Genomic DNA, 23400 nt, shown 5'->3' on the forward strand with positions numbered 1-23400 from the left:
GTGCGTCAGCGCCCCAACAGCCGCCGCGCCACCTCCAGATGATCCGCCGCCAGCGGACGCCCGTCCTCGATGTCCCAGAGGGCGTTCTGCAGCACGCGCCCCATCGTCCACGCCCTGGCCCGCTCCCGGTCCAGGCCGAGGATCTCCGTCATGGCGTCGAACCGCCAGCACACCTCGTCCGCCTCGAAGAGGTTGTCGAGGGCGGGCCACAGGTCGAACCCGGGGTCGCCGGCGAGGGGCTTGGGGTCGATGGCGAGCCACGGCTCGCGGTCGGAGGCGAGGACGTTGTCGAAGTGCAGGTCCCAGTGCAGCATCCGGTCGCCGGGCTCGCCCACGACCTCGCGCACGGCGTCCGCGCAGCGCGCGATCAGGGCGCGCTCGCCCGGGTCGCGGAGGGCCTTGAGCGCGGCCGGGGTGTCCGCCAGCATCTGGCCCGCGATGTCGCCGAGGGTGCGCATGCCGGGCGGGGCGGGCACGGAGGTGAGGTGGGCGAGGAGTTCGGCGAGGACGACGACGGCCTTGCGGGTCTCGGCGGGGCCCTTCTCGGCGTACTCGGACAGCTCCTGGCCGTCGCGGGCGCGTTCGAGCAGCATGGTGCCGGTGGCGTCGTCGTGGTCGAGCAGCCGCACGGCGCCGTCGCCGTTCCAGACGCGGAGCGCGACCGGCTCGCCCTCCGTCTCCTCGTCGAGGACCTGGAACTTCACCACGGCGTCGCTGCCGTCGGCCCGGCGCACGGGCAGCACGAGCGCCGCCATGCCGTACATGGACTCGCCGACGACCTTCAGCTCCCAGCGGTCGACGAACTCCGCGACCCGTGCGGGCAGGGCGGCGATGAAGGCACGGCCCGCCTCGCCCGCGTACTCGTACTGGGACTCGATCAGTTCGTCAGGGACCTTGATGTCGATCACACGGGCGACACTACCGACGCGCCGGAATCACCACATGCGATTTATTCCGGACACGGAGCCACACCGCAATCCGGCCCGGCCACCTCAGGTCACGGAGCCACACCGCATTCCGGCCCCGGCCGCCTCAGGAGATCCCCGCGTCCTTCAGCACCTTCCGGAATCCCGCCTCCGTGTACAGCGCGTCGCTCGCCGCCTTCTCGCCGTCCACGACGACCGTCGGCGTCCCCGTGACCCCGTCGTCCGTGAAGGCGTCCATCGCGGTGGCGACCCAGCTCTTGTACGTGCCGTTGGTGACCGCCTTCTGGAAGGCCGCGTCGCGCAGACCCACCTTGTCGGCGATCTTCAGGAGGAAGGCGGGCGTGAACGCGTCCTCGCTCTCCTCGGGCTGGTTGACGAAGACGGCGGAGTGGAACTGCGGGAACTTGCCCGCCTCCACGGCGGCCCGCAGGGCGTTCGCGGCGTTCACCGAGCCGCTGCCGCCGAGGTTCCGGTCCAGGAAGGAGGCGATCGTGTACTCGACCTTCACGTCACCGTCGACCAGCGGCCCCACGAGGGCCTGCGCGCCGCCCTCCTCGAACTTCTTGCAGAACGGGCAGCGCGGGTCCTCGTACACCTTCACGGTGTGCTCGGCACCGGGCTTGCCGACGGTGATCACGCCGCCCTTCACGGCCGTGGGCACCTTGGCGAGCCGCTCGACGGAGACGGGCGGAACCTTGGCCTCCGGGACGGTCTCCTGGGAGTCCTGCGAGTCCTGCGAGTCCTGGGAGTCCTGGGAGTCCTGCGACGACGAGGAGGACGGCCCGTCGGAAGGACCGCCCGATGACTCACCGCCCGAGGCCGAGTCCGACGAAGAGGCCGACGCGGACGGCGACTTCTTGCCCGCCCCCATCCAGTCGTCCCCGCCGTCGTCGGAGTCGCACGCGGTGACGGCGGCACCGAGCAGCGCGACGGCGGTCACCGAGGCGGCCACGCGCCCAGCCTTGCGTACGGCCCGTACGGCCATGAACAGCCCTCCAGAAAACGTCGGTACGAGTGTCCCGAAAATCTATCCGACCCCTGCCCAGCGGCTCACGCGACCAGTAACGTCCCGCCCCATGAGCAGCACGAACACCGTGAACGGCGGCATCTCCTTCTGGTACGCGGACGACGGCCTGCCCACGGCCCGCGAACCCCTCACCGGTGACACGACGGCCGACGTGTGCGTGGTCGGCGGCGGCTACACGGGCCTGTGGACGGCGTACTACCTGAAGAAGGCCGCGCCCTTCCTGCGCGTCACGGTCCTGGAGCAGCGGTTCTGCGGCTACGGGGCGTCGGGCCGCAACGGCGGCTGGCTCTACAACGGCATCGCGGGCCGCGACCGCTACGCCCGCCTGCACGGCCACGACGCCGCCGTCCGCCTCCAGCAGGCCATGAACGCCACCGTCGACGAGGTGATCCGCGTCGCCGCCGAGGAGAAGATCGACGCCGACGTCCACCACGGCGGCGTCCTCGAAGTCGCCTACACGCCCGCCCAACTGGCCCGCCTGCGCGCCTTCCACGAGGCGGAACTCGCGTACGGGGAGAACGACCGGACGCTGCACGGCGCCCGCGAGACCGCCGAGCGGATCCGGGTGGCCGGGGCCGTCGGCTCGTCCTGGACTCCGCACGGCGCCCGGCTGCACCCGGTGAAGCTGGTGAAGGGCCTCGCGGCGGCCGTCGAGGCGCTCGGCGTCACCATCCACGAGTCGACGCCGGTCACGGAGATCAAGCCGAAGCACGCGGTCACCCCGTACGGCACGGTCCGCGCGCCCTACGTCCTGCGCTGCACGGAGGGCTTCACGGCCTCCCTCAAGGGCCAGCGCCGCACCTGGCTGCCGATGAACTCCTCGATGATCGCCACCGCCCCGCTGCCCGCCGACGTCTGGGAGACCATCGGCTGGGCGGGCCGCGAGACGCTCGGCGACATGGCGCACGCGTACATGTACGCGCAGCGGACCGCCGACGACCGCATCGCCCTCGGCGGCCGGGGCGTGCCGTACCACTTCGGCTCCAGGACGGACAACGACGGCCGTACGCAGCCGGCCACCGTCGACGCCCTGCGCGAGATCCTGGTCCGCTTCTTCCCGCAGCTCACCGGCGTCCGGATCGACCACGCCTGGTCGGGCGTCCTCGGCGTGCCCCGCGACTGGTGCGCCACGGTCACCCTGGACCGCGCCACCGGCCTCGGCTGGGCGGGCGGCTACGTCGGCTCCGGCGTCGCCACCGCCAACCTCGCCGCGCGCACCCTGCGCGACCTCGTCCAGCGCGACTCGGGCCAGGCGGGCGCGACCGACCTGACCGCCCTGCCCTGGGTGAACCACCGCGTGCGCAAGTGGGAACCGGAGCCGCTGCGGTGGCTGGGCGTGCACGGCATGTACGCCACGTTCCGGGCGGCGGACCGCCGTGAGGACAGCTCCCACAGCGCGTCGTCGTCCCGTCTCGCACGGCTGGCGGAGCGGGTGGCCGGGCGGCACTGAGCGGGTGGCCTGACCGCCACTGAGATCAGCCACTGAGATCGACAGTCCCCCGGAGTGACCGTCACACCCATGTGTCACGATCACTCGTTCTTATTCGTTCGGCCCGGGGGGGCTTCATGCCACAACCACACACCTCTGCGAGACCCGTTGCCGGCGCGGCGAGACCCAGGGCGCCCTTCGCCCTGCTCCTCGCCCTGACCGCGCTGCTGTCCCTGTGCGTCCCGGCGGTGCTGCCGACGGCGACCGCGCGGGCCGCCGAACCCGCGCCGGAGTGCGCGCCGCTGGCCCTCGCCCCGTTCGGCGACCCGGGCGACGCGGTCGGCAGAGCAGTGGTCGCGCCCGACGCGACCACCTGCTTCACCTTCTCCGCGACCGAGGCCGGTCTGCACCAGATAACGCTCGACGACAGCAGCAACGAGGCGTACACGCAGCTGTACGACGGCGGCACCCGGATCGACTGCGCCGGCCGCGTCTGCGACCTGCCCGCGGCGGGCACCTACACCGTGAAGGTCGTCAACAACGGCTTCGAGGACGCGAGGACGGCCCTCACCGTCGTGCCCCTCGGCGGTACCCGAGGCTGTGCCGCGTCCACCGGCACCGGCTGGGACCAGCCGACCGTCTCCCGGCAGTCCTCCGGCCGTGTGCAGGTCGACTGCCAGCCCTTCGACGCCGAACCCGGTGACCGCATACGGCTCACCCACGGCACCAAGGTCTACGGCGACACCCTCGCCTGGATCACCGACGCCACCGGCGCCCGGATCTGCCCGCGCGCCCCCGAGGACGGCGAGGACAGCTGCGTCCTGCCCGGCACGGGCCCCTACCGCGTCCTGTCCCACGTCACCGAGGCGGGGCGCGGTTTCCCCGCCCAGTACGCGGTCGACGTCCGGCGGCTCAACGACCCCCAGGGGTGCCCGTCCACGCCGGTCCGGCCGTACGGCCCGCTGACCGCGCAGGACTTCACCACGACGCCCTGCTTCACGGTCACCACGGACAGGGCGGGCCGGTATCTGGTCGACCCCGTCGCCAAGGACGAAGGCGGCGACCGCACGCCCGTCCGCGTGCACGACCGCTCCGGCAAGACCGTCTGCCGCACCACCACGGAGCCCTGCCGACTGCCCTCCGCGGGCACCTACACGGCCGTCCTCGGCGACGAGTACCCCTTCCACTCCCCGAGCGACCTGGTCGTCCTCGACCGGGCCTCCGACAGCGGCTGCGTGCAGGCCGAACCCGGCCTCCACCGGGGCAGGTTCAGCACGCCCGGACAGTACGACTGCCTGCGGCTCACCGCGCCCAAGGGTGCGACGGTCGCGGCCCTCACCCCGCTCGGCGGCTCCGGGGTCGACGCCGACGTGGAGGTCGTCGACAGCACCGGAGCAGAGCAGTGCGACGCGGAGAAGCTCGCCGCGGGCACCTGCGCGCTCACCGGTGACGCGCCCTACCGCGCGCTCGTACACGCCGACGGCAGCCCCCGCACCGGCCCGTACGCGGTCGCCCTGCACCGCACGGACGCGGCGGGCGACTGTCCCGTCCTGCCCGCGGGCAGCTTCGCGGCCGACGGCGCCAAGGCCACGTTCGCCACGGGTGACGGCACGTTCTCGCGCTGCCTGACGATCCCGGCGGACGACCACACGTCAGCCGAGGTGCTGCAGCTCGTCAACACCTCCGGCGACGTGCCCGCCAAGTTCTCGGTGCTCGACTCCTCGGGCAAGCCCGTCTGCGACCGCTACGCCACCACCCACGGCTGGACGCTCTGTGCGCTGACGCCCGGCAAGGCGCACACCGTCCTGGTCACCGGCCGCGACCAGGCCGCCGACTACACCCTGACGCGACGCGACGTGACGTCGACAGCCTCGGCCGCGGGCTGCGCGAAGACCTCGGCCGCCAAGGTCGGCGGCCCCTCCGTGAAGGGCACGTACGGCGCCCCCGGCACCCTGCGCTGCCACCAGGTCACCACCCCGGAGGCCACGGACGTCCTGCACGTCGACGTGCGGGACGCCCTGGGCACCGCCAACGTCACCGTCCTCGGCGGCGACGAGTCGAAGTGTTCCAACCGCAACAGCGCCTGCGCCGTCACCGGCAGCACCACCCATCAGGTGCTCGTCCAAGTACCGTCGAACCGCAAGGCGGCGCCCGAGTACCGCCTCGACGCCCTGCGCGTCGCGACGGCCGGGGGCCCCGCGCCCGAGTGCGCCAAGGTCCCGTCCGTCGCCTACGGGTACGGCCCGGTCACCGGCAGGCTCGACGAGTCCCGTACGGCGGTGTGCGCGGTCCTGCCCACCGTCGGCGGCGACCACTTCGAGTCCGAGATCACCGACACCTCCGGAGCCACGCACACGGCCGTCCCCGCGCTCTACAACAGCGAGTGGAAGAACGGCTGCAGCTGGTTCTCGAGCGACGACGGCGAGGGCTACGACTGCGGCGTGACGGAATCCCCCTCATCCTCCTCGACGCCGCGCAAGCCCTCCGTCCTCCTCCTCGGCCTCCCGGAGAAGGCGTCGAGCACCTCGTACCGCGCCACGATGAAGTGCACGCGCGGCCCCTGCGGCGGCGAGAAGGTCACCGTCACCGACGTGACCCCCATGACCGCCGCGAGCGGCACCGAGCACACCCTCACGGTGACGGGCACCGCCCTCCACCCCGACTTCACGGTCCGCCTCTCCCAGCCGGGCAGGAAGCTCACCGCGAAGACGACCTCGGTGTCGGCCGACCACCGCACCCTGAAGGCGACGCTCGACCTGACGGACGTCCCCGCGGGGACCTGGAGCATGAGCGTCCACACCGGCGGCACGGAGTTCTCCCGCGGCACCTTCACCGTCACCGAACCGGAGCCGCGCAACACCACCGCCCCCAAGCTGACGGGCACGGCCGCCGTCGGCTCCAAGGTCACCGCGACCACCGGGACCTGGACGGGCGCGCCCTCCTCGTACGGCTACCAGTGGCAGGCGAACGGCACGGCGATCGCGGGCGCCACGGCGTCGACGTACAAGATCCCGGCCGCGCACCTGGGCAAGAAGCTCACCGTCACCGTCACCGCGCGAAAGCCCGGCTTCCCGGGCGCCGCCGCGACCTCCGCGCCGGTCAAGGTCGCCAAGGGCACCGCACCCAAGGCCACGAAGGCCCCGGCGATCACCGGCACCGCCCGCGTCGGCAAGGTCCTCAAGGCCGCGAAGGGCACCTGGTCGCCCGCCCCGGGCTCGTACTCCTACCGGTGGTACGCGAACGGAACGGCGATCAGCGGCGCGACCAAGTCCTCGCTGACCCTGAAGTCCGCCCAGCGCGGCAAGAAGATCACGGTCAAGGTGACGGCGCACCGCACCGGCCACCGCGAAGGAACGGCGACGAGCAAGGCGACGAAGGCGGTCGCCCGCTAGCCGCGGGAGAGGCACACGAAGGCCCCGGCACCTCATCGGTGCCGGGGCCTTCGCCGTTCTCGGAGCCCCCTGTCGGATTCGAACCGACGACCTTCGCTTTACAAGAGCGGCGCTCTGACCAGCTGAGCTAAGGAGGCAGTGCACAGACGTGCCCGTGCAGTGTAACCAACGGGTCCGACACGTCCGGGGGCCGTCTCGAAAATTTCCGCGAAGGTCGTGACCTTCCGGCTACTGACAGACCAACGACCTGCGGGGTAGCGTCACGGACAGTTCACCCACGTGGACTAGACCCATCCTTTACTCGGATCGTCCGGCACGTTCCTGCCGGTGAAGGGGGCCCTCACCATGGCCACTGTTTCGTTCGACAAGGCGACCCGGATCTACCCGGGTTCCACCAAGCCCGCCGTCGACTCTCTCGAGATCGAGATCGAGGACGGCGAGTTCCTCGTCCTGGTCGGCCCGTCCGGCTGCGGCAAGTCCACGTCCCTGCGCATGCTCGCGGGCCTGGAGGACGTGAACGCCGGCGCCATCCGCATCGGTGAGCGCGACGTCACGCACCTGCCGCCGAAGGACCGGGACATCGCCATGGTGTTCCAGAACTACGCGCTGTACCCGCACATGTCGGTCGCCGCGAACATGGGCTTCGCCCTGAAGATCGCGGGCGTCGACAAGGCCACCATCCGGCAGAAGGTCGAGGAGGCCGCGAAGATCCTCGACCTCACGGAGTACCTGGACCGCAAGCCCAAGGCCCTCTCCGGCGGTCAGCGCCAGCGCGTCGCGATGGGCCGCGCCATCGTCCGTGAGCCGCAGGTCTTCCTCATGGACGAGCCGCTGTCCAACCTCGACGCCAAGCTGCGTGTGTCGACGCGTACGCAGATCGCCTCGCTCCAGCGCCGCCTCGGCATCACCACGGTGTACGTCACGCACGACCAGGTCGAGGCCATGACGATGGGCGACCGCGTGGCGGTGCTCAAGGACGGGCTCCTCCAGCAGGTGGACTCGCCGCGCAACATGTACGACCGCCCGGCGAACCTCTTCGTCGCGGGCTTCATCGGCTCCCCTGCGATGAACCTCGTCGAGGTCCCGATCACCGACGGCGGCGTGAAGTTCGGCAACTCCGTGGTCCCGGTGAACCGCGAGGCGCTGTCCGCCGCCGCCGACAAGGGCGACCGCACGGTCACCGTCGGCGTCCGCCCGGAGCACTTCGACATCGTCGAGCAGAACGGCGGCGCCGCGAAGACCCTCTCCAAGGAGACCGCGGACGCCCCGGCCGGCCTCGCCGTGTCCGTGAACGTCGTCGAGGAGCTCGGCGCCGACGGGTACGTCTACGGCACCGCCGAGGTCGGCGGCGAGCAGAAGGACCTCGTGGTCCGCGTGAACGGCCGCCAGGTGCCGGACAAGGGCGCCCAGTTGCACGTCGTGCCCCGGCCGGGCGAGACCCACGTCTTCTCGACGTCGACGGGCGAGCGGCTCAGCGACTGACCGCCATCCACTCGGCGAAGGGCCCCGCACTCCGGTGCGGGGCCCTTCGCCGTAGCCGGTCCGCGCGCCGGCCCCTCGCCGTACCCGGCCGCCGTCCGCCGCACACCCTCCGCCCCCACCCCCGTCAGAGGTTGTCGACAAATACCCCGGCACATCGGTCATTTCGATCCTTGTGCGTCAACACGCAAGCAGAAAGACACCGAGCCCCGTAGCTCGACCGGGTGACTAAATGTCGCCAAATCATCACCTACCGCTACTCTCACTCGCGTGACGCACTCCGCCAACCACACCCAGAAGTCGCGCCGGGGCCACCGCGGCCCCGGCCGCCGCATCGGGCGCACGCTCGCCCTCGTCCTGCCCGTCGTCCTGGTGCTGTCCGGCACGCTCGCGGTCACCCGGGTCAACTGGTCCGGCAGTTCCTCGGACTCGGTCCTCACCGCGTCGGCGGGCGACCTGTCCGTACCGGCCAAGTCCCGTGCCCCGCAGGACGTCCTGCGCCACCGGCTCCTCCTCGAACTCCAGGAGAAGAACCCCGGCGTCGCCCTCACGCAGCTGCAGCAGGAGGTCGACCGGCACCCCTCGCTCGCCAAGCACTGCGTGTCCATCGCCCGCGCACTCGGCCGCGCCGCCGTCCGCGCGTACGGCCCGACCCGCGCCCAGTCCTACGCACGCCCGGTCTGCGACACGTCCTTCGCCACGGGCGTCGCCGCGCACCAGAACGGCTGAGCGCCACCCCGGCGGCCTCACGCGGCCTCACGCGGCCCCACACGGCCCCGTTAAGGGCCGGTAGGGGCCTCTCAGGGGCCGAGGCGGCACCGAACCCTGCGCGGTACGCCGCGTAGGGTTCCGTCATGACCACCGGTGCCCACCACCCCGCACGGCCCACGCAGGCCGTCGTCCTGGCCGGCGGCCAGGGCTCACGCCTTCGCCCGTACACCGACGACCGGCCCAAGCCCATGGTCGAGATCCCCGGCACGGGGACCCCGATCATCGGCCACCAGCTGGCCTGGCTCGCCGCCGAGGGCGTCACGGACGCGGTCGTCTCCTGCGGCCACCTCGCCGAGGTGCTCCAGGAGTGGCTGGAGTCCGCGGACCTGCCGCTGAAGGTCACCACGGTCGTCGAGAAGGAGCCGCTCGGCCGCGGCGGCGGCCTCAAGTACGCCGCCGCGCACCTGCCGCACACCGACCGGCCCTGGTACGCGACCAACGGCGACATCTGGACCCGCTTCTCGCTGCGCGACATGGCCGCCTTCCACGCCGAGCGCGACGCCACCGCCACCCTCGCCCTGGCCCGCCCCCGCATCCCGTGGGGCGCCGTGGAGACGGACGCCTTCGGCCACATCACGGACTTCATCGAGGCCCCGCCGTCGCCGTACCTCATCAACGCGGGCGTGTACGTCTTCTCGGCGGCCTTCACCGGCCTGCTGCCCGACCGCGGCGACCACGAGCGGACCACGTTCCCGCGCCTGGCCCGGGAGAAGCGCCTGGCCGGTTTCCCGCTGCCGCAGGGCGCGTACTGGCGCGCCATCGACACCGCCAAGGACCTCACCGAGGCGGCCAAGGAGCTGGCGGCCCAGAGGGGCTGACCGCGCCCCGAGTCGCCCGGGCGAACGCCGATGGGGCCCCGCACACGTGCTGTGTGCGGGGCCCCATCGACGTACCGGGGACGTACCGGAGGCGAGCGCCCCCGGCCGGGGGCGCGCCGGGCGCCTCAGCCGAGGACACCGCCGAGCAGGCCCGGCTTCGCGCCGCCGCCCGTGGTGCCGCCACCGCCGGTGGAGCCGCCGGAGCCGCCGCCCGTGGTGCCGCCGGAGCCGGTGTCGGCGCCGCCCGTGGTGCCGCCGCTGGTGGCGGCCGGGCCGCTGCTCGCCGCGGGCGGCTGCTCCTCGGTGGGCGCCTGCTGCTGTGACGACGGCGCCTGGCCGCCGGTGCCCTGCGTGGCGGTCGGCCGGCCCTGGCTCGCGCCGCCGGTCTCGGGGGCCGCGCCCGGGGTGCCGTCGGCGCCCCGCGTGGGGCTGGCCGAACTGCCCTGCGTGGGCGCGCCGTCGGCGGTCGCCGACGGGCTCTGCTTGTCGCGGCGCAGCTGGCGTTCGCCGTCGGATTCGCCCGGCAGCGGGGTGCCGGGCAGTTCGTTGCGCGGGGCCTCGCCGGGGCCGGGCACGGTGACGCGGTCCGCGTCCCGCACCGCGCCGCCGAGCAGCGAGCCGACGAGCAGCGTGAGGCCCACGACGACGGTCCCGATGAGCGCCCCACGCCGCAGCACCCGGCGCCGCAGCTCCCACAGCTCCGCGCGTGGCCCGAGCGTGCGCCAGGCCTCGTTGGCCAGGCGGCCGTCGACGGAGTAGACGGGCGCGCCCGCGATGATCAGCGGCGACCAGGCGGCCAGATAGATGATGTCGGGCGCGTCGTACGCCGGGACGGTCTTCCAGCTCACCGTCACCAGGAGCGCCGCGGAGAGCAGCACCCCGATGGAGGCGGCGAGCCGCTGCCAGAGGCCGAGCACGGTCAGCACGCCGACGATGACCTGAAGGAAGGCGATGACGAGACCGGCGCCCACGGGGTGCTGGAGCGCCCAGTCCCGCAGCGGCTCGGCGAGCGCCCACGGGTGCAGCGAGTTCAGCCACTTGACCATGGAGCCGCGCTCGCCGCCGTCGAAGTAGACGGGGTCGCAGAGCTTGCCCATGCCGGCGTAGATCGAGATGAAGCCGAGGAAGACGCGCAGCGGGAGCAGCACGACGCCCAGGTTCAGGCGGCGGCCGGGGAAGTAGGCGTGCCGCTGCGCGCCCGCCGTGCCCGCGCCGCCCCGGCGTCCGGTGGCCTGGTCACGGTCGTCCCCGCCGTCCCCGTCATAGCCGTCGTCGGCGTACCGCGCGGCCTCGGCCTCGTGGTGCTCGTCGTCGGCGCTGCCGGGCAGCCGCATCTGCGGGAGCAGCCGGGTGCCGTCGCGGGGGTCGCGGGGCGGCGTGAAGGCGGCGGTCTCGGCCGGGTCGCGGGGCGGGGTGAAGGCCGCGGTCTCGGCCGGGTCGGCGTACGGATCGTCGAGGTCGACGCGCGGGATGACCTGGGTGGAGCCGCCGTCGTCGAAGGTGTCGCGGCCGCCCCCTTCGGCCGAACGGCGCACACCGCTCGCGCGTACGGCCTGAAGCAGTCCGCTCGCGTCGAGGTCGCCCGGCGCGGACTTGCCGCTCCACACGACGGGGGCGCGCCTGCGGGCCGGCGCGGCCCCGGCGGCGGGGATCCGCACGGTGTCGTCCGTGGTGTTCAAGTCGCGTGCGATACGCGGCGATTGGGTCCGCCCGGAGGTCCGGAGCTGCACGCGGAAGCTCGCGTGATTGACGATGACCTGCGCCGGGTCGCAGGGCACCTTCACCATGCTCAGCGCGGGAGTGTCGTCGAACCCTGACGAGCGTCCCCCCGTGGGTGTGCGGGGTGTTCTGGTGTCCACACTCATCTAACCGAGTGATGTGTGGTTTGGACACTGCCTTGACCCACGGCAAATGTCCGGACCCCGTCAAGCAGCCGTGACCCGGCGGGGCACGGACGGCTCGACGGGGTCGGCGGGGCCCGCCCCGCCCGCCCTCAGCCGCGTCGGCGCGACGCCTCGTACAGCACGACGCCCGCGGCCACACCGGCGTTCAGCGACTCCGCGCCGCCGGGCATCGGGATCCGCACCCGGAAGTCGCAGGTCTCGCCGACGAGCCGGGACAGGCCCTTGCCCTCGCTGCCCACGACGATGACGACCGGGCCCTCCAGGGCCTGCAGGTCGCCGATCTCGTGCTCGCCGTCGGCGGCGAGGCCGACCACGGCGATGCCCGCCTTCTTGTACGCCTCCAGGGCGCGCGTGAGGTTGGTGGCGCGCGCGACCGGCGTGCGCGCGGCGGTGCCCGCCGACGTCTTCCAGGCGCCGGCCGTCATCCCGGCGGCCCGGCGCTCGGGCACCACGACGCCGTGCCCGCCGAAGGCGGAGACGGAGCGGACGACCGCGCCGAGGTTGCGCGGGTCGGTGACGCCGTCCAGGGCGACGATCAGCGGGTCCTCGCCGTCGTCGTGGGCGGCCGCGACCAGGTCCTCGGGGTGCGCGTACTCGTACGGCGGGACCTGGAGCACGAGGCCCTGGTGGTTGAGGCCGTTGGTCATCCGGTCCAGCTCGGGGCGCGGGGCCTCCATCAGGTGGATGTCGCCGCGCTCACCGGCGAGCTGGAGCGCCTCGCGGACGCGCTCGTCGTTGTCGATGAACTGCTGGACGTACAGCGTGGTGGCGGGCACGCCCTCGCGCAGCGCCTCGTAGACGGGGTTGCGGCCGACGACCAGCTCGGACGCCGACTTGCCGCCCCGGCCGCGCGGCGCCTGCTTGCCGGTGGCGCGGCGGGCCTTGGCGTTGGCGGCGCGCTGCTTGACGTGCCCCTTACGCATCTCGGCGGGCGGCGTGGGGCCCTTGCCCTCCAGGGCACGGCGTCGCTTTCCGCCGCTGCCGATCTGCGCGCCCTTCTTGCCGGACATGCGGCGGTTGTTAGCGGCCATGACCTACCTGTCTGTGTGGAGCGTGGCTGCGTATCCGCGCTGCTTGCGCGCGGACGCATCTGAAGTCGTCGTATATGCAGTGTGCCGCCCGAGCCTCCGGGCGGCACATCAGCGTGTGGTCCGCGCTAGCGCGGACCGAGCGTCCAGCGGGGTCCTGACGGGCTGTCCTCGATGACGAGGCCCGACTGGCCGAGCTGGTCGCGGATGGCGTCGGCGGTGGCCCAGTCCTTGCGGCCGCGGGCGGCCTCGCGCTGTTCCAGTACGAGGCGTACGAGGCTGTCGACCACGCCGTGGAGGTCCTCGCCGCTGTCGCCGTCGCCGCCCGCCCAGTGCGGGTCGAGCGGGTCGAGGCCGAGGACGCCGAGCATGGCGCGCACCTCGGCGAGGCGGGCGATCGCGGCTTCCTTGTCGTCGGCGGCGAGCGCGGAGTTGCCCTGGCGGACCGTGGTGTGGATGATCGCCAGGGCCTGCGGGACGCCCAGGTCGTCGTCCATCGCCTCGGCGAACGCGGGCGGCACCTCGGCGGCGGGCTCGACGACGCCCCCGGCCTTCTCCACCACGCGCTGCACGAAGCCCTCGACGCGCGCGAACGCGGACTCGGCCTCGCGCAGGGCCTCCTCGCTGTACTCGATCATCGAGCGGTAGTGCGGGGTGCCCAGGTAGTAGCGCAGGACGATGGGGCGCCAGTTCTTCACCATCTCGGAGACGAGCACCGAGTTCCCGAGGGACTTCGACATCTTCTCGCCGCTCATGGTGACCCAGCCGTTGTGCACCCAGTACCGCGCGAAGGCGTCGCCGAAGGCCTTGGCCTGGGCGATCTCGTTCTCGTGGTGCGGGAAGATCAGGTCGATGCCGCCGCCGTGGATGTCGAACTCGGTGCCCAGGTACTTGTGGGCCATGGCCGAGCACTCCAGGTGCCAGCCGGGACGGCCGCGGCCCCAGGGGGTCTCCCAGCTGGGCTCCCCCGGCTTGGCGGACTTCCACATGGCGAAGTCGCGCGGGTCGCGCTTCCCGGTCTCGCCTTCGCCCTCGGGCTGCAGGAGGTTGTCCAGTTCCTGGTTGGACAGCTCCAGATAGCCCTCGTGCGACCGCACGTCGAAGTAGACGTTCCCGTCGGCCTCGTAGGCGTGCCCGCGCTCGATCAGGCCGCGCATCATCTCGATCATCTCGGTGATGTGGCCGGTGGCGCGCGGCTCGTACGTGGGCGGCAGGCAGCCGAGGGCGTCGTAGCCGCTGTTGAAGGCGCGCTCGTTCTCGTAGCCGATGGACCACCAGGGGCGGCCCTGCTCGGCCGACTTCTTGATGATCTTGTCGTCGATGTCCGTGACGTTGCGGATGAACGTCACGTCGTAGCCGCGGTACGCGAACCAGCGGCGCATGATGTCGAAGTTGAGACCCGACCGGATGTGTCCGATGTGCGGGGCGGCCTGCACCGTGGCGCCACACAGGTAGATCGAGACACAGCCCGGGGTCAGGGGCTGGAAGTCACGGATCTGCCGGGCGCTGGTGTCGTACAGGCGAATCGTCACCACACCAGGGTAGTGGCCGTCGGGCAGTGCCCCGCGCCCCTAGGGGCGACAGGGCACACAACTGTGATGAACGGCTGTCCCGCGGCCGCTCAGATCCGGCCGACGACCTTGCGCGCCGTGACGCGGACGACCACGCGCTGCGCGTCCTGGCCGGCCTTCGGGTTGAACTCGGCGTACTTCAGGCCCGTGTACTTCAGCGACAGCTCGTCGATCAGCTCCTGGCCGCCCTCGGTGGTCATCTCCGCGGTGCCCCGGATCTCCGCGTAGGTGTACGGGGCGTCGAAGGGCTGGAGCAGCACCGTCACGCGCGGGTCGCGGCGCAGGTTCTTCTCCTTCTGCCGCCCGACGGTCGTGGAGAAGATGACGTCGTCGCCGTCGCGCTTCACCCAGACCGGTGAGAGCTGAGGGCTGCCGTCGGGCTGGATGGTGGCGACGGTGATGAAGACCGGGAGGTCGAGCTGGGACTTGAGGTCGTCGGAAAGCTGTTCGGACATGGCTTCGCTCCTCGGCGGTTGATCGCTTGACGAGTCGTAGCCCTACCCGATCGCGGGTCGCCGCACCACGGGGCGGGGCGGGTTTCGGCCCCGCTCAGCCCGTACGGACGACCAGTGCCGTCGCGATGCCCATGAGGCCCTCGTCGCGGCCGGGGAAGCCGAGGCCGTCCGTGGTGGCGCCGGAGACGGAGACCGGGGCCCCGACCGCGTCCGAGAGCACCTTCTGGGCCTCCTCGCGCCGCTTGCCGATCTTCGGGCGGGGGCCGATCACCTGCACGGCGACGTTGCCGACGGTGAAACCGGCCTCCCGGACGATCCGCGCGGCCTCCGTGAGGAGGGTGAGCCCCGACGCCCCGGCCCACTCGGGCCGCCCGGTGCCGAAGTGGGCGCCGAGGTCACCGAGGCCCGCGGCGGAGAACAGCGCGTTGCACGCGGCGTGCGCGACGACGTCCGCGTCGGAGTGCCCGGCGAGCCCGGGGCCCTCCCCCTCCCACTTCAGCCCGGCGCACCACAGCTCGCGGCCTTCTTCGAAGGCGTGAATGTCGGTGCCGATGCCTACCTGGGGCAGGGGGTACGGGGAGGTGGGCGCCCCCGGCTGCGGCGGTGTCCCGAGCTCGGGCTGCGCCCCCGGCTGCGGCGGTGTCCCGGGCTTGGCCTGCGCCCCCGGCTGCGGCTGCTCAGAAACCATCGTTGGCCCTCCTGCGGGCGAGTACGGCCTCGGCGAGGACGAGGTCGAGGGGCCGGGTCACCTTGAACGCCTCCTCGTGGCCTGCCACGAGCACGACCGGCTCGCCGAGCCGCTCCACGAGCCCCGCGCAGTCCGTGGCGCCCTCGCCGACGACGACGGCCTCGTGGGCGCGCACGAGCGTGGCGCGGTCGAAACCCTGCGGCGTCTGCACGGCCCTGAGGCGGGCGCGCTCGGGGGTGGCGAGGACCGGCTCGGACGCGCCGGGCGGTCCCGGCTCGACCTCCTTCACGGTGTCGGCGACCGGCAGAGCGGGGACGACGGCGGGCGCCCCGTCGCGGACGGCCTCGATGACGCCGTCGACGGTGTCGACGGGGACCAAGGGGCGGGCCGCGTCGTGCACGAGGACGATGTCGATGCCGGGCGGCAGGGCGTCGAGGCCGAGCTTCACGGACTCCTGGCGGGTGGCGCCGCCGGGCACGACGAGGAAGTCGGTCCGCTCGGGCAGGGCGTGGTCGGCAAGGAGGGTCTTGACCTCGGGGGCGCCGTCCGGCGGGGCCACGACCACGACGAGCGAGACGGCGCGGGAGGCGGCCATCGCACGCACGGCGTGGATGAGCATGGGCGTGCCGTTCAGGGCGCGCAGGGCCTTGGGGGCGCCGGGGCCGAGCCGGACGCCGCGGCCCGCCGCGGGGATGACGGCGGCGGTGCGGGGGCGGGGGGTCGGGGCGGACTCGGACTGGGCGGTCTCGGCGGGGCCGGGCAGGCCCGCCGCAGAAGATGCGTCAGACATCGGTTCCGTTCAGGTTTGTGTGCTCGGCCGACATGGGTATGGCCTGGGGGTACCCCCGACCGTAGGTTGGGGGGAGTGCCGGGCGCGACGCCTTGACCGGACCCTTCCGTGACATCTGGTCGAGCCAGCTGCCCGAGCCCGGCACGCCAAAGTACCGGGGGATCTTTCCGTACACGCGAACCGGCGGTGAAGACCGGGGTACGCGCACGCGCTCCCGGGGCCGGATGCTGCCCGCTTTCGGGTACGAGCATGCCCTGTGGGGTATGAACGTGCCGCGGAGTACGGACATGCCGCAGTGCCCGGCAACACCTTTCAGGAGTCGGCGGGCACCGCGGCAATATGTGCGCTGTGTGTTTGCCCTGGGACGCACGCCAGGTGGTGTGGCGCTGCGCTGCGCCGGTCAGGACCTCAGGACGCGAGGACCTCGTCGAGGAGGGCCTCGGCCTTGTCCTCGTTCGTGTTCTCCGCGAGGGCCAGCTCGCTCACCAGGATCTGGCGGGCCTTGGCGAGCATGCGCTTCTCACCGGCGGACAGTCCGCGCTCGCGCTCCCGACGCCACAGGTCACGGACGACTTCCGCGACCTTGATGACATCGCCGGAGGCAAGCTTCTCGAGATTTGCCTTGTAACGACGCGACCAGTTCGTGGGCTCTTCTGCGTACGGCGCGCGCAGTACTTCGAAGACCCGGTCGAGGCCGTCCTGGCCGACCACATCACGCACACCGACGAACTCCGCATTGTCCGCTGGCACACGTACCGTCAAGTCGCCCTGGGCGACCTTCAGCACCAAGTAGGTCTTGTCCACGCCTTTGATCTGGCGAGTTTCGATGGCCTCGATCAGCGCGGCCCCGTGATGGGGATAGACCACGGTGTCGCCAACCTTGAACGTCATGTGACAGGTACCCCTTCCGTGGCTATCCAGGGTAACACGGATACGGCGTCTTCTGAATGGCGTTTTCGCAGGTCAGGGCATATCTCGGGGCTTGACAACAGCAACAGGAACGTGCTGCGCGGGGGCTGCGGAAGGGGGTATTCGCAGGTGGGAGCGGCTGTCCGGGGACGGTGAAACGCCCCCGTTACGCGCCCCTGGAGAGTGCCGCAAGGGGACGAACGTCCCGGTTTGCGCGGTTCCCGTAGGTGAACTTCCGCTACTCCGTTCGGCACGCGGTGACATGTCCGAGACGATGCGGCCGACGCGTTCGGATCACTTCGCGACGACCCCGGAGACAGGTCCGGCGTGAATCCGGAATTGATCAAGAAGCGCGAGCGCCGGTGCGCCCGAACCGCGCTCCGATCCACCCGGCGGCACGTCCCGTGCGCCATCCACTGATCAATTTCCCGGCCCCCTCCGCATTTCCTTATCGGAAAATCGCCGGAACGCCCCCGGCCATGGATTTACGAATACGGAACGGGCCATGGAACGGGTGGGGCACAGGAGGTCGCGGGAGGCCCCGATGTGCCGCTGGGGAGGGGCGCGGCGAGAGTGGCGGACGGGGACGCCGGGAGGCTCGCGGCTCTGAGGGGCGGGTCGGGTGCGGCGGCACGGGAACGGCTCGGTAACCTAAGCCCGCTGACACACCCTTAGGGCGGCTTTACGGTCGCCCGCCAGGACGGCGTCAAGGCCGCCCGCCCCCTCCGTACCGCCCACGTTTAGGAGTTGCCGCCGCCGTGAGCCGCAGCCTTCGACGCGGCGCCATCGCCGCCACCGCCCTCGCGTTCTCGCTCGCCACGCTCACCGCCTGCGGTGCAGGAAACAACGCCCAGACGATCGAGATCAAGCCGGACAACGCGGCGACCGCCGTCGGCGACATCAAGATCCAGAACGCCATGATCATCACGCAGCCCGACCGCGAGTCGACGGGCCCCGCCGTGATCGCCGCGACGATCTTCAACAACGGCCGTACCGCCCAGACCCTCGAATCGGTGAAGGTCGACGGCACCGGCAAGACGGCCGAGCTGAGCCCCGCCAAGGGCGAGAAGAAGGGCAAGGGCCTGACCGTCCCGGCCGGCGGCTCGATCACCATCGGCGGCAAGGACAACGCCGCCGCGGTCCTGCCCAGCAGCCGCGAGTCCGTCGAGGACGGCAACGCGCAGCCGGTCACCTTCGCCTTCAGCAAGACCGGCGACGTCAAGCTGAAGACGTTCGTCGTGCCCGCCGAGAGCTACTTCAAGAAGTGGGGCCCGACCGAGCTCCCGAAGGCCCCGGACGCCAAGCCCTCGGGCGACGCCTCCGGCAAGCCGTCCGGGAAGCCGTCGGGCAAGCCCTCGGGGACGCCGTCGGGCAACCCGTCGGGCACGCCGTCCGGGGACGCCGAGAACGGCGCTGAGGGCTCCGAGGGCGCTCAGGGCGCGGGCACCACGCCGTCCGGCGAGGCCGGGCACGACGAGGGCACCGCGCAGCACTGACGAGGACGTACGCCAAAGGGCCGGACCCCCCAGGGGTTCCGGCCCTTCCGCGTACGTCCGTGCGTCCGTACGTCCGTGGGTGCTGTCTACGGCTCGAACTTGTAGCCCAGGCCACGCACCGTCACCAGGTAGCGCGGCGCGCCCGGGTCCGGCTCGATCTTGGCGCGCAGGCGCTTGACGTGCACGTCGAGGGTCTTGGTGTCGCCCACGTAGTCGGCGCCCCAGACCCGGTCGATGAGCTGCATGCGGGTCAGTACGCGGCCCGCGTTGCGCAGCAGCATCTCCAGGAGGTCGAACTCCTTCAGGGGCAGGTCGACCTTGGAGCCGGAGACGGTGACCACGTGGCGGTCGACGTCCATGCGGACCGGGCCCGCCTCCAGGGCCTGCGGGGCGACCTCCTCGGGCTCGCCGCGGCGGCGCAGCACCGCGCGGATGCGGGCGACGAGCTCCCGCGACGAGAAGGGCTTGGTCACATAGTCGTCGGCTCCTATTTCCAGGCCGACGACCTTGTCGATCTCGCTGTCCTTGGCGGTGACCATGATCACCGGCACGTTCGAGCGGCTGCGCAGCTGACGGCAGACCTCGGTGCCGGGCAGGCCCGGCAGCATCAGGTCGAGCAGGACGAGGTCGGCGCCGTTGCGCTCGAATTCGTCGAGTCCGTCGGGTCCGGTGGCCGCGATCGCGACCTCGAAGCCCTCCTTGCGGAGCATGTACGACAGGGCGTCGCTGAAGGATTCCTCGTCCTCGACGACGAGCACTCGGGTCACGGAAGGACCTCCGGGGCGGCAGGAATGGGTTCGTATGCGGTTGTGTCGTCGGGCCTGGCGCCCTGGTGCGCGCCGTTCGGCAGGCCGTGGCCGGTGCCGCGGTCGCGCGTCGCGCCCGCCTCGGGCAGGCGCAGGGTGAAGGTGGAGCCCTGTCCCTCCGAGCTCCACACGGTGACCTCCCCGCCGTGCGAGGCGGCCACGTGCTTGACGATGGCGAGACCGAGGCCGGTGCCGCCGGTGGCGCGGGAGCGGGCCGGGTCGACGCGGTAGAAGCGCTCGAAGATGCGCTCCTTGTCCTTGTCGGAGATCCCGATGCCCTGGTCGGTGACCGCGACCTCGATGTGGTCGCCGCCCGGCGCGGTGACCCGCCGCGCCGCTATGCCGACCCGGGTGCGGGCCGGGGAGTAGTTCACGGCGTTCTCGACGAGGTTGCCGAGAGCCGCGGCGAGCTGGCCGCGGTTGCCCCAGACGTGCAGGTCGGAGACCGCCGTCCGGCCGGTGCCGGTCTCGGCGGTGGGCGCCGCGGCGCTCCCGACGGTCGCGGCCATGGTGATCTGCTTGGTGCCCGCCTGGTGCCGGCAGCGGTCGATGGCCTCGGCCACCAGCTCGTCGACGCGCACCGGCTCGGCGTCCTCGAGGGGGTCGTCGTTCTGCACCCGGGAGAGGTCGATGAGCTCCTGCACGAGGTTGGTCAGGCGGGTCGCCTCGTTCTGCATCCGGCCCGCGAAGCGCTCGACGGCCTCGGGGTCGTCGGCGGCGTCCATGACGGCCTCGGAGAGCAGCGAGAGCGCCCCCACCGGCGTCTTGAGCTCGTGGCTGACGTTCGCCACGAAGTCGCGGCGGACCGCCTCGATGCGGCGGGCCTCCGTGAGGTCCTCGACGAGCAGCAGGACCAGGCGGGAGCCCAGGGGCGCCACCCGCGCGGAGACCGCGAGCGCGTCCCCCCGGCCCGTGCCCCGGCGCGGCAGGTCCAGCTCGACCTGTCGTATCTCGCCGTCGCGCCGGGTGTCCCTGGCCATCTGCAGCATCGGCTCGACGGCGAGCTTCCCGCCGCGCACCAGTCCGAGGGCGTACGCCGCGGAGCTCGCCTTGACGACGCTGTCCGCCTCGTCCAGGACGACCGCGGAGGAGCGCAGCACGGAGAGGACCGTGTCGACGCCGGGGGGCAGGACCGCGTCCGTGTGCAGGGATGTCCGAGTGGGCCTCTTCTGGTCGCGTTCGCTCCAGCGAAACGCCAGCATGGCGATGACGCCGGTGCACACCCCGGCGATCGCTGCCGCTGCGGCGACCGCCGCGTTCACGTCCATGCCTCCAGGTTATGCGCGGTCGGAGTACCGGCCACAGCCATCCGGGTGGCCACTCGAACACTCGTCGCTCAGAGTTCACTGTGGGGACGGCAGTGGTTCATTTCGGCGGGACGACCCGTCGGACCGGCCGGTTCCGGTGTGCGGCACGCGATCCGGGCGTGGAGCGCGGGTCGCCTCGCGGGGTCCCTGGTGCAGTGTGGCGCATCGGGCGGGCGCCGGGACTCCGTCGCCCATAGTTCACCTTGGCGACAGGGGTGATTCATTTGAGATGACTTAAACGGACGCGTCGGCCCGCCACCGTGGGAGCGTGGGGGTGAGCCCCTGTGACGTACGAGAGAGGGACAGCCACATGCGTGACGCGTACCACGAGGAACTTGACTCGATCGGCGAGGGCCTGGTCGAAATGGCCCGCCTTGTCGGGTCGGCGATCGGGCGCGCCACCACGGCCATGCTCGACGCCGATCTGAAGCTGGCCGAGAGCGTGATCGCCGCCGATCAGAAGGTCGACGACCTGCAGCACGAGCTGGAGGCCCGCGCGATAGCCCTGCTGGCCCGGCAGCAGCCGGTCGCCACGGACCTGCGGATCGTCGTCACCTCGCTGCGGATGAGCGCCGACCTGGAGCGCTCCGGCGACCTGGCCCAGCACGTGGCCAAGCTGGCCCGGCTGCGCTACCCGGAGTCGGCGGTGCCGCGCGACCTGCACGCGACGATCCTGGAGATGGGCCAGCTCGCGCAGCGCCTGATGGCGAAGGCGGCGGAGGTCATCATCACCAAGGACGTCGATCTGGCGCTGCAGCTGGAGCAGGACGACGACGAGATGGACCTGCTGCACCGCACGCTGTTCCAGCACCTGATGGACGACCGCTGGAAGCACGGCATCGAGACCGCCGTCGACGTGACGCTCCTCGGCCGGTACTACGAGCGCTTCGCGGACCACGCGGTGTCCGTCGCCAAGCGCGTCGTGTACCTGGTGACGGGTGAGCACGCGGACGAGATCCAGCCGGGCTCGACGCCGGTCGAGGGCGCGTAGCTCCTGCCCGCGGGCACCGGGGTGGGCGCCGGACGTGCGCGCCCACCCCTTCTAGCGTTGTCGCGCTGCGTCAGCCGCAACCGCCGCCGCACTGGCACGGGCCGCCGGACTGGCAGCCACAGCTACAGCCAGGACCGCACTGACAACCGTCGGCACAGGTGTCGGTCTTGGGGGACTCGGCCATGTGTCTCCTCCTCGAACCTCGAAGGCGTACTGCGAAGACGTACTGCCTGCCCCTCCATTGCACGCCCGGGGCGGCGGGGCGCGTCAACGGCGCACGCGCGCGCGGCTGTTCACCTCACGCTGCCGCCCGCCGTCCGCCCCCTGCCACGCGCCCCCGGGTCGCACGCCGGGTGGCGGGCCCCGCGTCCGTCCAGAGCCCGCCTGAGGGCCGTGCCTTACGGCAGCGACCACCAATTGACGCCGAGGTCGGAGTCGTCGGTGATGACGAACGCGTAGGGGCGCTGCGTCGCGTTGGGGTTGTCCTGGACGGTGAGGGCTTCACCGGGGCGTTCGACGACGCGGCCGGCGGGGGTGCCCTGGGCCGCCCAGTTCCACTTGGTGCCGTCCCACCAGTTCACGTACAGCTTCGAGTCGTCGCCGATGACGAAGACGTAGGGGCGGGTGAAGGCACCGGGGGTGTCCTTCATGGTGACGGCGCCGACGGAGTCGAGGACGAGCCGTCCGCTGGGCGCGCCCTGGGCCGCCCAGTTCCACTTGGAGCCGTCCCACCAGTTCACGTACAGCTTCGAGTCGTACCCCTGGACGAAGGCGTACGGCCGCTCCGCCGCGTTCGGGTCGTTCTGGACGCTGACGACGCCGGCCCCCTTCTTCACCGGCTGTCCCGACGGGGCCCCCTGGTCGCTCCAGTGCCACTTGGAGCCGTCCCACCAGTTGACCCAGACCCGGGAGTCGTCGGTGATGACGAAGGCGTACGGGCGGGTGAAGGCGTTCGGGTTGTCCCGCATGGTGGTGACCCCGAGGGGGCGCGAGACGATGCGGCTCGGCGGGGTCCCCTGGTCGCTCCAGTGCCACTTCGACCCGTCCCACCAGTTGACCCACAGCCGGAAGTCATCGGTGATCACGAAGGCGTACGGGCGCTGTGCCGCGTTCGCGTCGTTCTGGACGCTGACGACTCCGACGCCTTCGCGGATCAGGCGGTTGTCGGGTGCGCCCTGCTCGCTCCACTGCCACTTGGAGCCGTCCCACCAGTTCACGTACAGCTTCGAGTCGTCGGTGATGACGAACGCGTACGGCCGTTGTGCCGCGGTCGGATTGTCCTGAACCGTGACGGCGCCGACCTTCTCGATGACGCGGCGCCCGCCGGGTGTGCCCTGGTCGCTCCAGTGCCATGCCTTGCCGTCCCACCAGTTCACATGGAGCTTGGAGTCCAGACCGCGCACGAAGACGTACGGCCGCTGCACGGCCTGCGGGTCGTCCTTCATGGTGACCGCGCCCATGGTGGCCCTGACACCGACCGTGCTGGTGGGCCTCTGCTGGTCGTTCCACTGCCATGAACCCATCGAGCTTCCCTCCCTGCCCCGGTCCCGGCACCACGCCGACGGGGCATGCTGAGTCGTGCTCCGGGAGCCCGGCACCGCGGAAGGCAGGCA

At 72.0% G+C, this 23400-nt stretch carries 19 protein-coding genes and 1 tRNA gene; 7 read left to right on the plus strand and 13 right to left on the minus strand.

The window, feature by feature from the left end; genetic code table 11:
- Positions 1 to 5: 5 nt before the first annotated feature.
- Entirely contained in the window at positions 6 to 908 is a 903-nt protein-coding gene (locus tag OO63_RS22640; RefSeq protein ID WP_030362157.1) for an aminoglycoside phosphotransferase family protein, read from the minus strand.
- A 124-nt stretch (positions 909 to 1032) separates the two neighbouring features.
- Positions 1033 to 1911, minus strand: coding sequence for a DsbA family protein (locus OO63_RS22645; protein ID WP_030362158.1), 879 nt, complete (start codon positions 1909 to 1911; stop codon positions 1033 to 1035).
- 91 nt (positions 1912 to 2002) lie between these two features.
- Between OO63_RS22645 and OO63_RS22650 the strand changes: the two genes are divergently transcribed.
- Together OO63_RS22650 and OO63_RS22655 are read left to right on the plus strand one after the other, a co-directional pair.
- A complete protein-coding gene (locus OO63_RS22650; RefSeq protein WP_030362159.1) occupies positions 2003 to 3403 on the plus strand; it encodes an NAD(P)/FAD-dependent oxidoreductase in 1401 nt (466 codons plus the stop codon).
- Positions 3404 to 3519: 116 nt separating this feature from the next.
- Positions 3520 to 6774 carry a hypothetical protein gene (locus tag OO63_RS22655; protein ID WP_030362160.1) on the plus strand — a complete coding sequence of 1085 codons (3255 nt, stop codon included), beginning with the start codon at positions 3520 to 3522 and terminating at the stop codon, positions 6772 to 6774.
- A 63-nt stretch (positions 6775 to 6837) separates the two neighbouring features.
- On the opposite strand, the gene OO63_RS22660 is transcribed toward OO63_RS22655, so the two are convergent.
- A tRNA-Thr gene (locus OO63_RS22660) sits at positions 6838 to 6911 on the minus strand.
- Positions 6912 to 7119: 208 nt separating this feature from the next.
- Here OO63_RS22660 and OO63_RS22665 point away from each other — a divergent pair.
- From OO63_RS22665 to OO63_RS22675, 3 genes are all read left to right on the plus strand, one after another.
- Positions 7120 to 8256 carry an ABC transporter ATP-binding protein gene (locus OO63_RS22665; RefSeq protein WP_030362161.1) on the plus strand — a complete coding sequence of 379 codons (1137 nt, stop codon included), beginning with the start codon at positions 7120 to 7122 and terminating at the stop codon, positions 8254 to 8256.
- A gap of 267 nt (positions 8257 to 8523) precedes the next feature.
- A complete protein-coding gene (locus OO63_RS22670) occupies positions 8524 to 8982 on the plus strand; it encodes a hypothetical protein (RefSeq protein WP_030362162.1) in 459 nt (152 codons plus the stop codon).
- Positions 8983 to 9107: 125 nt separating this feature from the next.
- Positions 9108 to 9842 (plus strand): nucleotidyltransferase family protein, encoded by a 735-nt coding sequence (locus tag OO63_RS22675; protein ID WP_030362163.1) that lies wholly within the window; start codon positions 9108 to 9110, stop codon positions 9840 to 9842.
- A 125-nt stretch (positions 9843 to 9967) separates the two neighbouring features.
- On the opposite strand, the gene OO63_RS22680 is transcribed toward OO63_RS22675, so the two are convergent.
- The 7 genes from OO63_RS22680 to OO63_RS22710 form a co-directional block, all read right to left on the minus strand.
- Positions 9968 to 11707 (minus strand): DoxX family protein, encoded by a 1740-nt coding sequence (locus tag OO63_RS22680; RefSeq protein ID WP_234311376.1) that lies wholly within the window; start codon positions 11705 to 11707, stop codon positions 9968 to 9970.
- 128 nt (positions 11708 to 11835) lie between these two features.
- Positions 11836 to 12777: a 23S rRNA (guanosine(2251)-2'-O)-methyltransferase RlmB gene (gene rlmB / locus OO63_RS22685; protein ID WP_030362165.1), complete on the minus strand. Its 942-nt coding sequence runs from the start codon at positions 12775 to 12777 to the stop codon at positions 11836 to 11838.
- Positions 12778 to 12902: 125 nt separating this feature from the next.
- Positions 12903 to 14306, minus strand: coding sequence for a cysteine--tRNA ligase (gene cysS / locus OO63_RS22690; RefSeq protein WP_030362166.1), 1404 nt, complete (start codon positions 14304 to 14306; stop codon positions 12903 to 12905).
- 89 nt (positions 14307 to 14395) lie between these two features.
- On the minus strand, positions 14396 to 14800 hold the full coding sequence (locus OO63_RS22695; protein WP_030362167.1) for a PPOX class F420-dependent oxidoreductase: 405 nt from the start codon (positions 14798 to 14800) through the stop codon (positions 14396 to 14398).
- Positions 14801 to 14894: 94 nt separating this feature from the next.
- Complete coding sequence (gene ispF / locus OO63_RS22700) at positions 14895 to 15488, minus strand: 2-C-methyl-D-erythritol 2,4-cyclodiphosphate synthase (protein WP_234311377.1); 594 nt, start codon at positions 15486 to 15488, stop codon at positions 14895 to 14897.
- On the minus strand, positions 15478 to 16278 hold the full coding sequence (ispD, locus tag OO63_RS22705) for a 2-C-methyl-D-erythritol 4-phosphate cytidylyltransferase (protein ID WP_030362169.1): 801 nt from the start codon (positions 16276 to 16278) through the stop codon (positions 15478 to 15480). Before ispD ends, ispF begins: the two co-directional genes overlap by 11 nt.
- A 408-nt stretch (positions 16279 to 16686) precedes the next feature.
- Positions 16687 to 17169 carry a CarD family transcriptional regulator gene (locus OO63_RS22710; protein ID WP_003953493.1) on the minus strand — a complete coding sequence of 161 codons (483 nt, stop codon included), beginning with the start codon at positions 17167 to 17169 and terminating at the stop codon, positions 16687 to 16689.
- 776 nt (positions 17170 to 17945) lie between these two features.
- Here OO63_RS22710 and OO63_RS22715 point away from each other — a divergent pair.
- Positions 17946 to 18683: a copper chaperone PCu(A)C domain-containing protein gene (locus tag OO63_RS22715; RefSeq protein WP_030362170.1), complete on the plus strand. Its 738-nt coding sequence runs from the start codon at positions 17946 to 17948 to the stop codon at positions 18681 to 18683.
- A gap of 86 nt (positions 18684 to 18769) precedes the next feature.
- On the opposite strand, the gene phoP is transcribed toward OO63_RS22715, so the two are convergent.
- Entirely contained in the window at positions 18770 to 19450 is a 681-nt protein-coding gene (phoP, locus tag OO63_RS22720; RefSeq protein ID WP_030362171.1) for a two-component system response regulator PhoP, read from the minus strand.
- Positions 19447 to 20757, minus strand: coding sequence for a two-component system sensor histidine kinase PhoR (phoR, locus tag OO63_RS22725; RefSeq protein ID WP_030362172.1), 1311 nt, complete (start codon positions 20755 to 20757; stop codon positions 19447 to 19449). The genes phoP and phoR overlap by 4 nt, the downstream gene beginning before the upstream one ends.
- Before the next feature lie 349 nt (positions 20758 to 21106).
- Here phoR and phoU point away from each other — a divergent pair, with 349 nt between their 5' ends.
- Positions 21107 to 21787 carry a phosphate signaling complex protein PhoU gene (phoU, locus tag OO63_RS22730; protein ID WP_030362173.1) on the plus strand — a complete coding sequence of 227 codons (681 nt, stop codon included), beginning with the start codon at positions 21107 to 21109 and terminating at the stop codon, positions 21785 to 21787.
- A gap of 398 nt (positions 21788 to 22185) precedes the next feature.
- On the opposite strand, the gene OO63_RS22735 is transcribed toward phoU, so the two are convergent.
- Entirely contained in the window at positions 22186 to 23310 is a 1125-nt protein-coding gene (locus OO63_RS22735) for a PLL family lectin (RefSeq protein WP_030362174.1), read from the minus strand.
- Positions 23311 to 23400 lie beyond the last annotated feature (90 nt).

It is taken from the genome of Streptomyces alboflavus (assembly GCF_000716675.1).
Taxonomy (GTDB): domain Bacteria; phylum Actinomycetota; class Actinomycetes; order Streptomycetales; family Streptomycetaceae; genus Streptomyces; species Streptomyces alboflavus.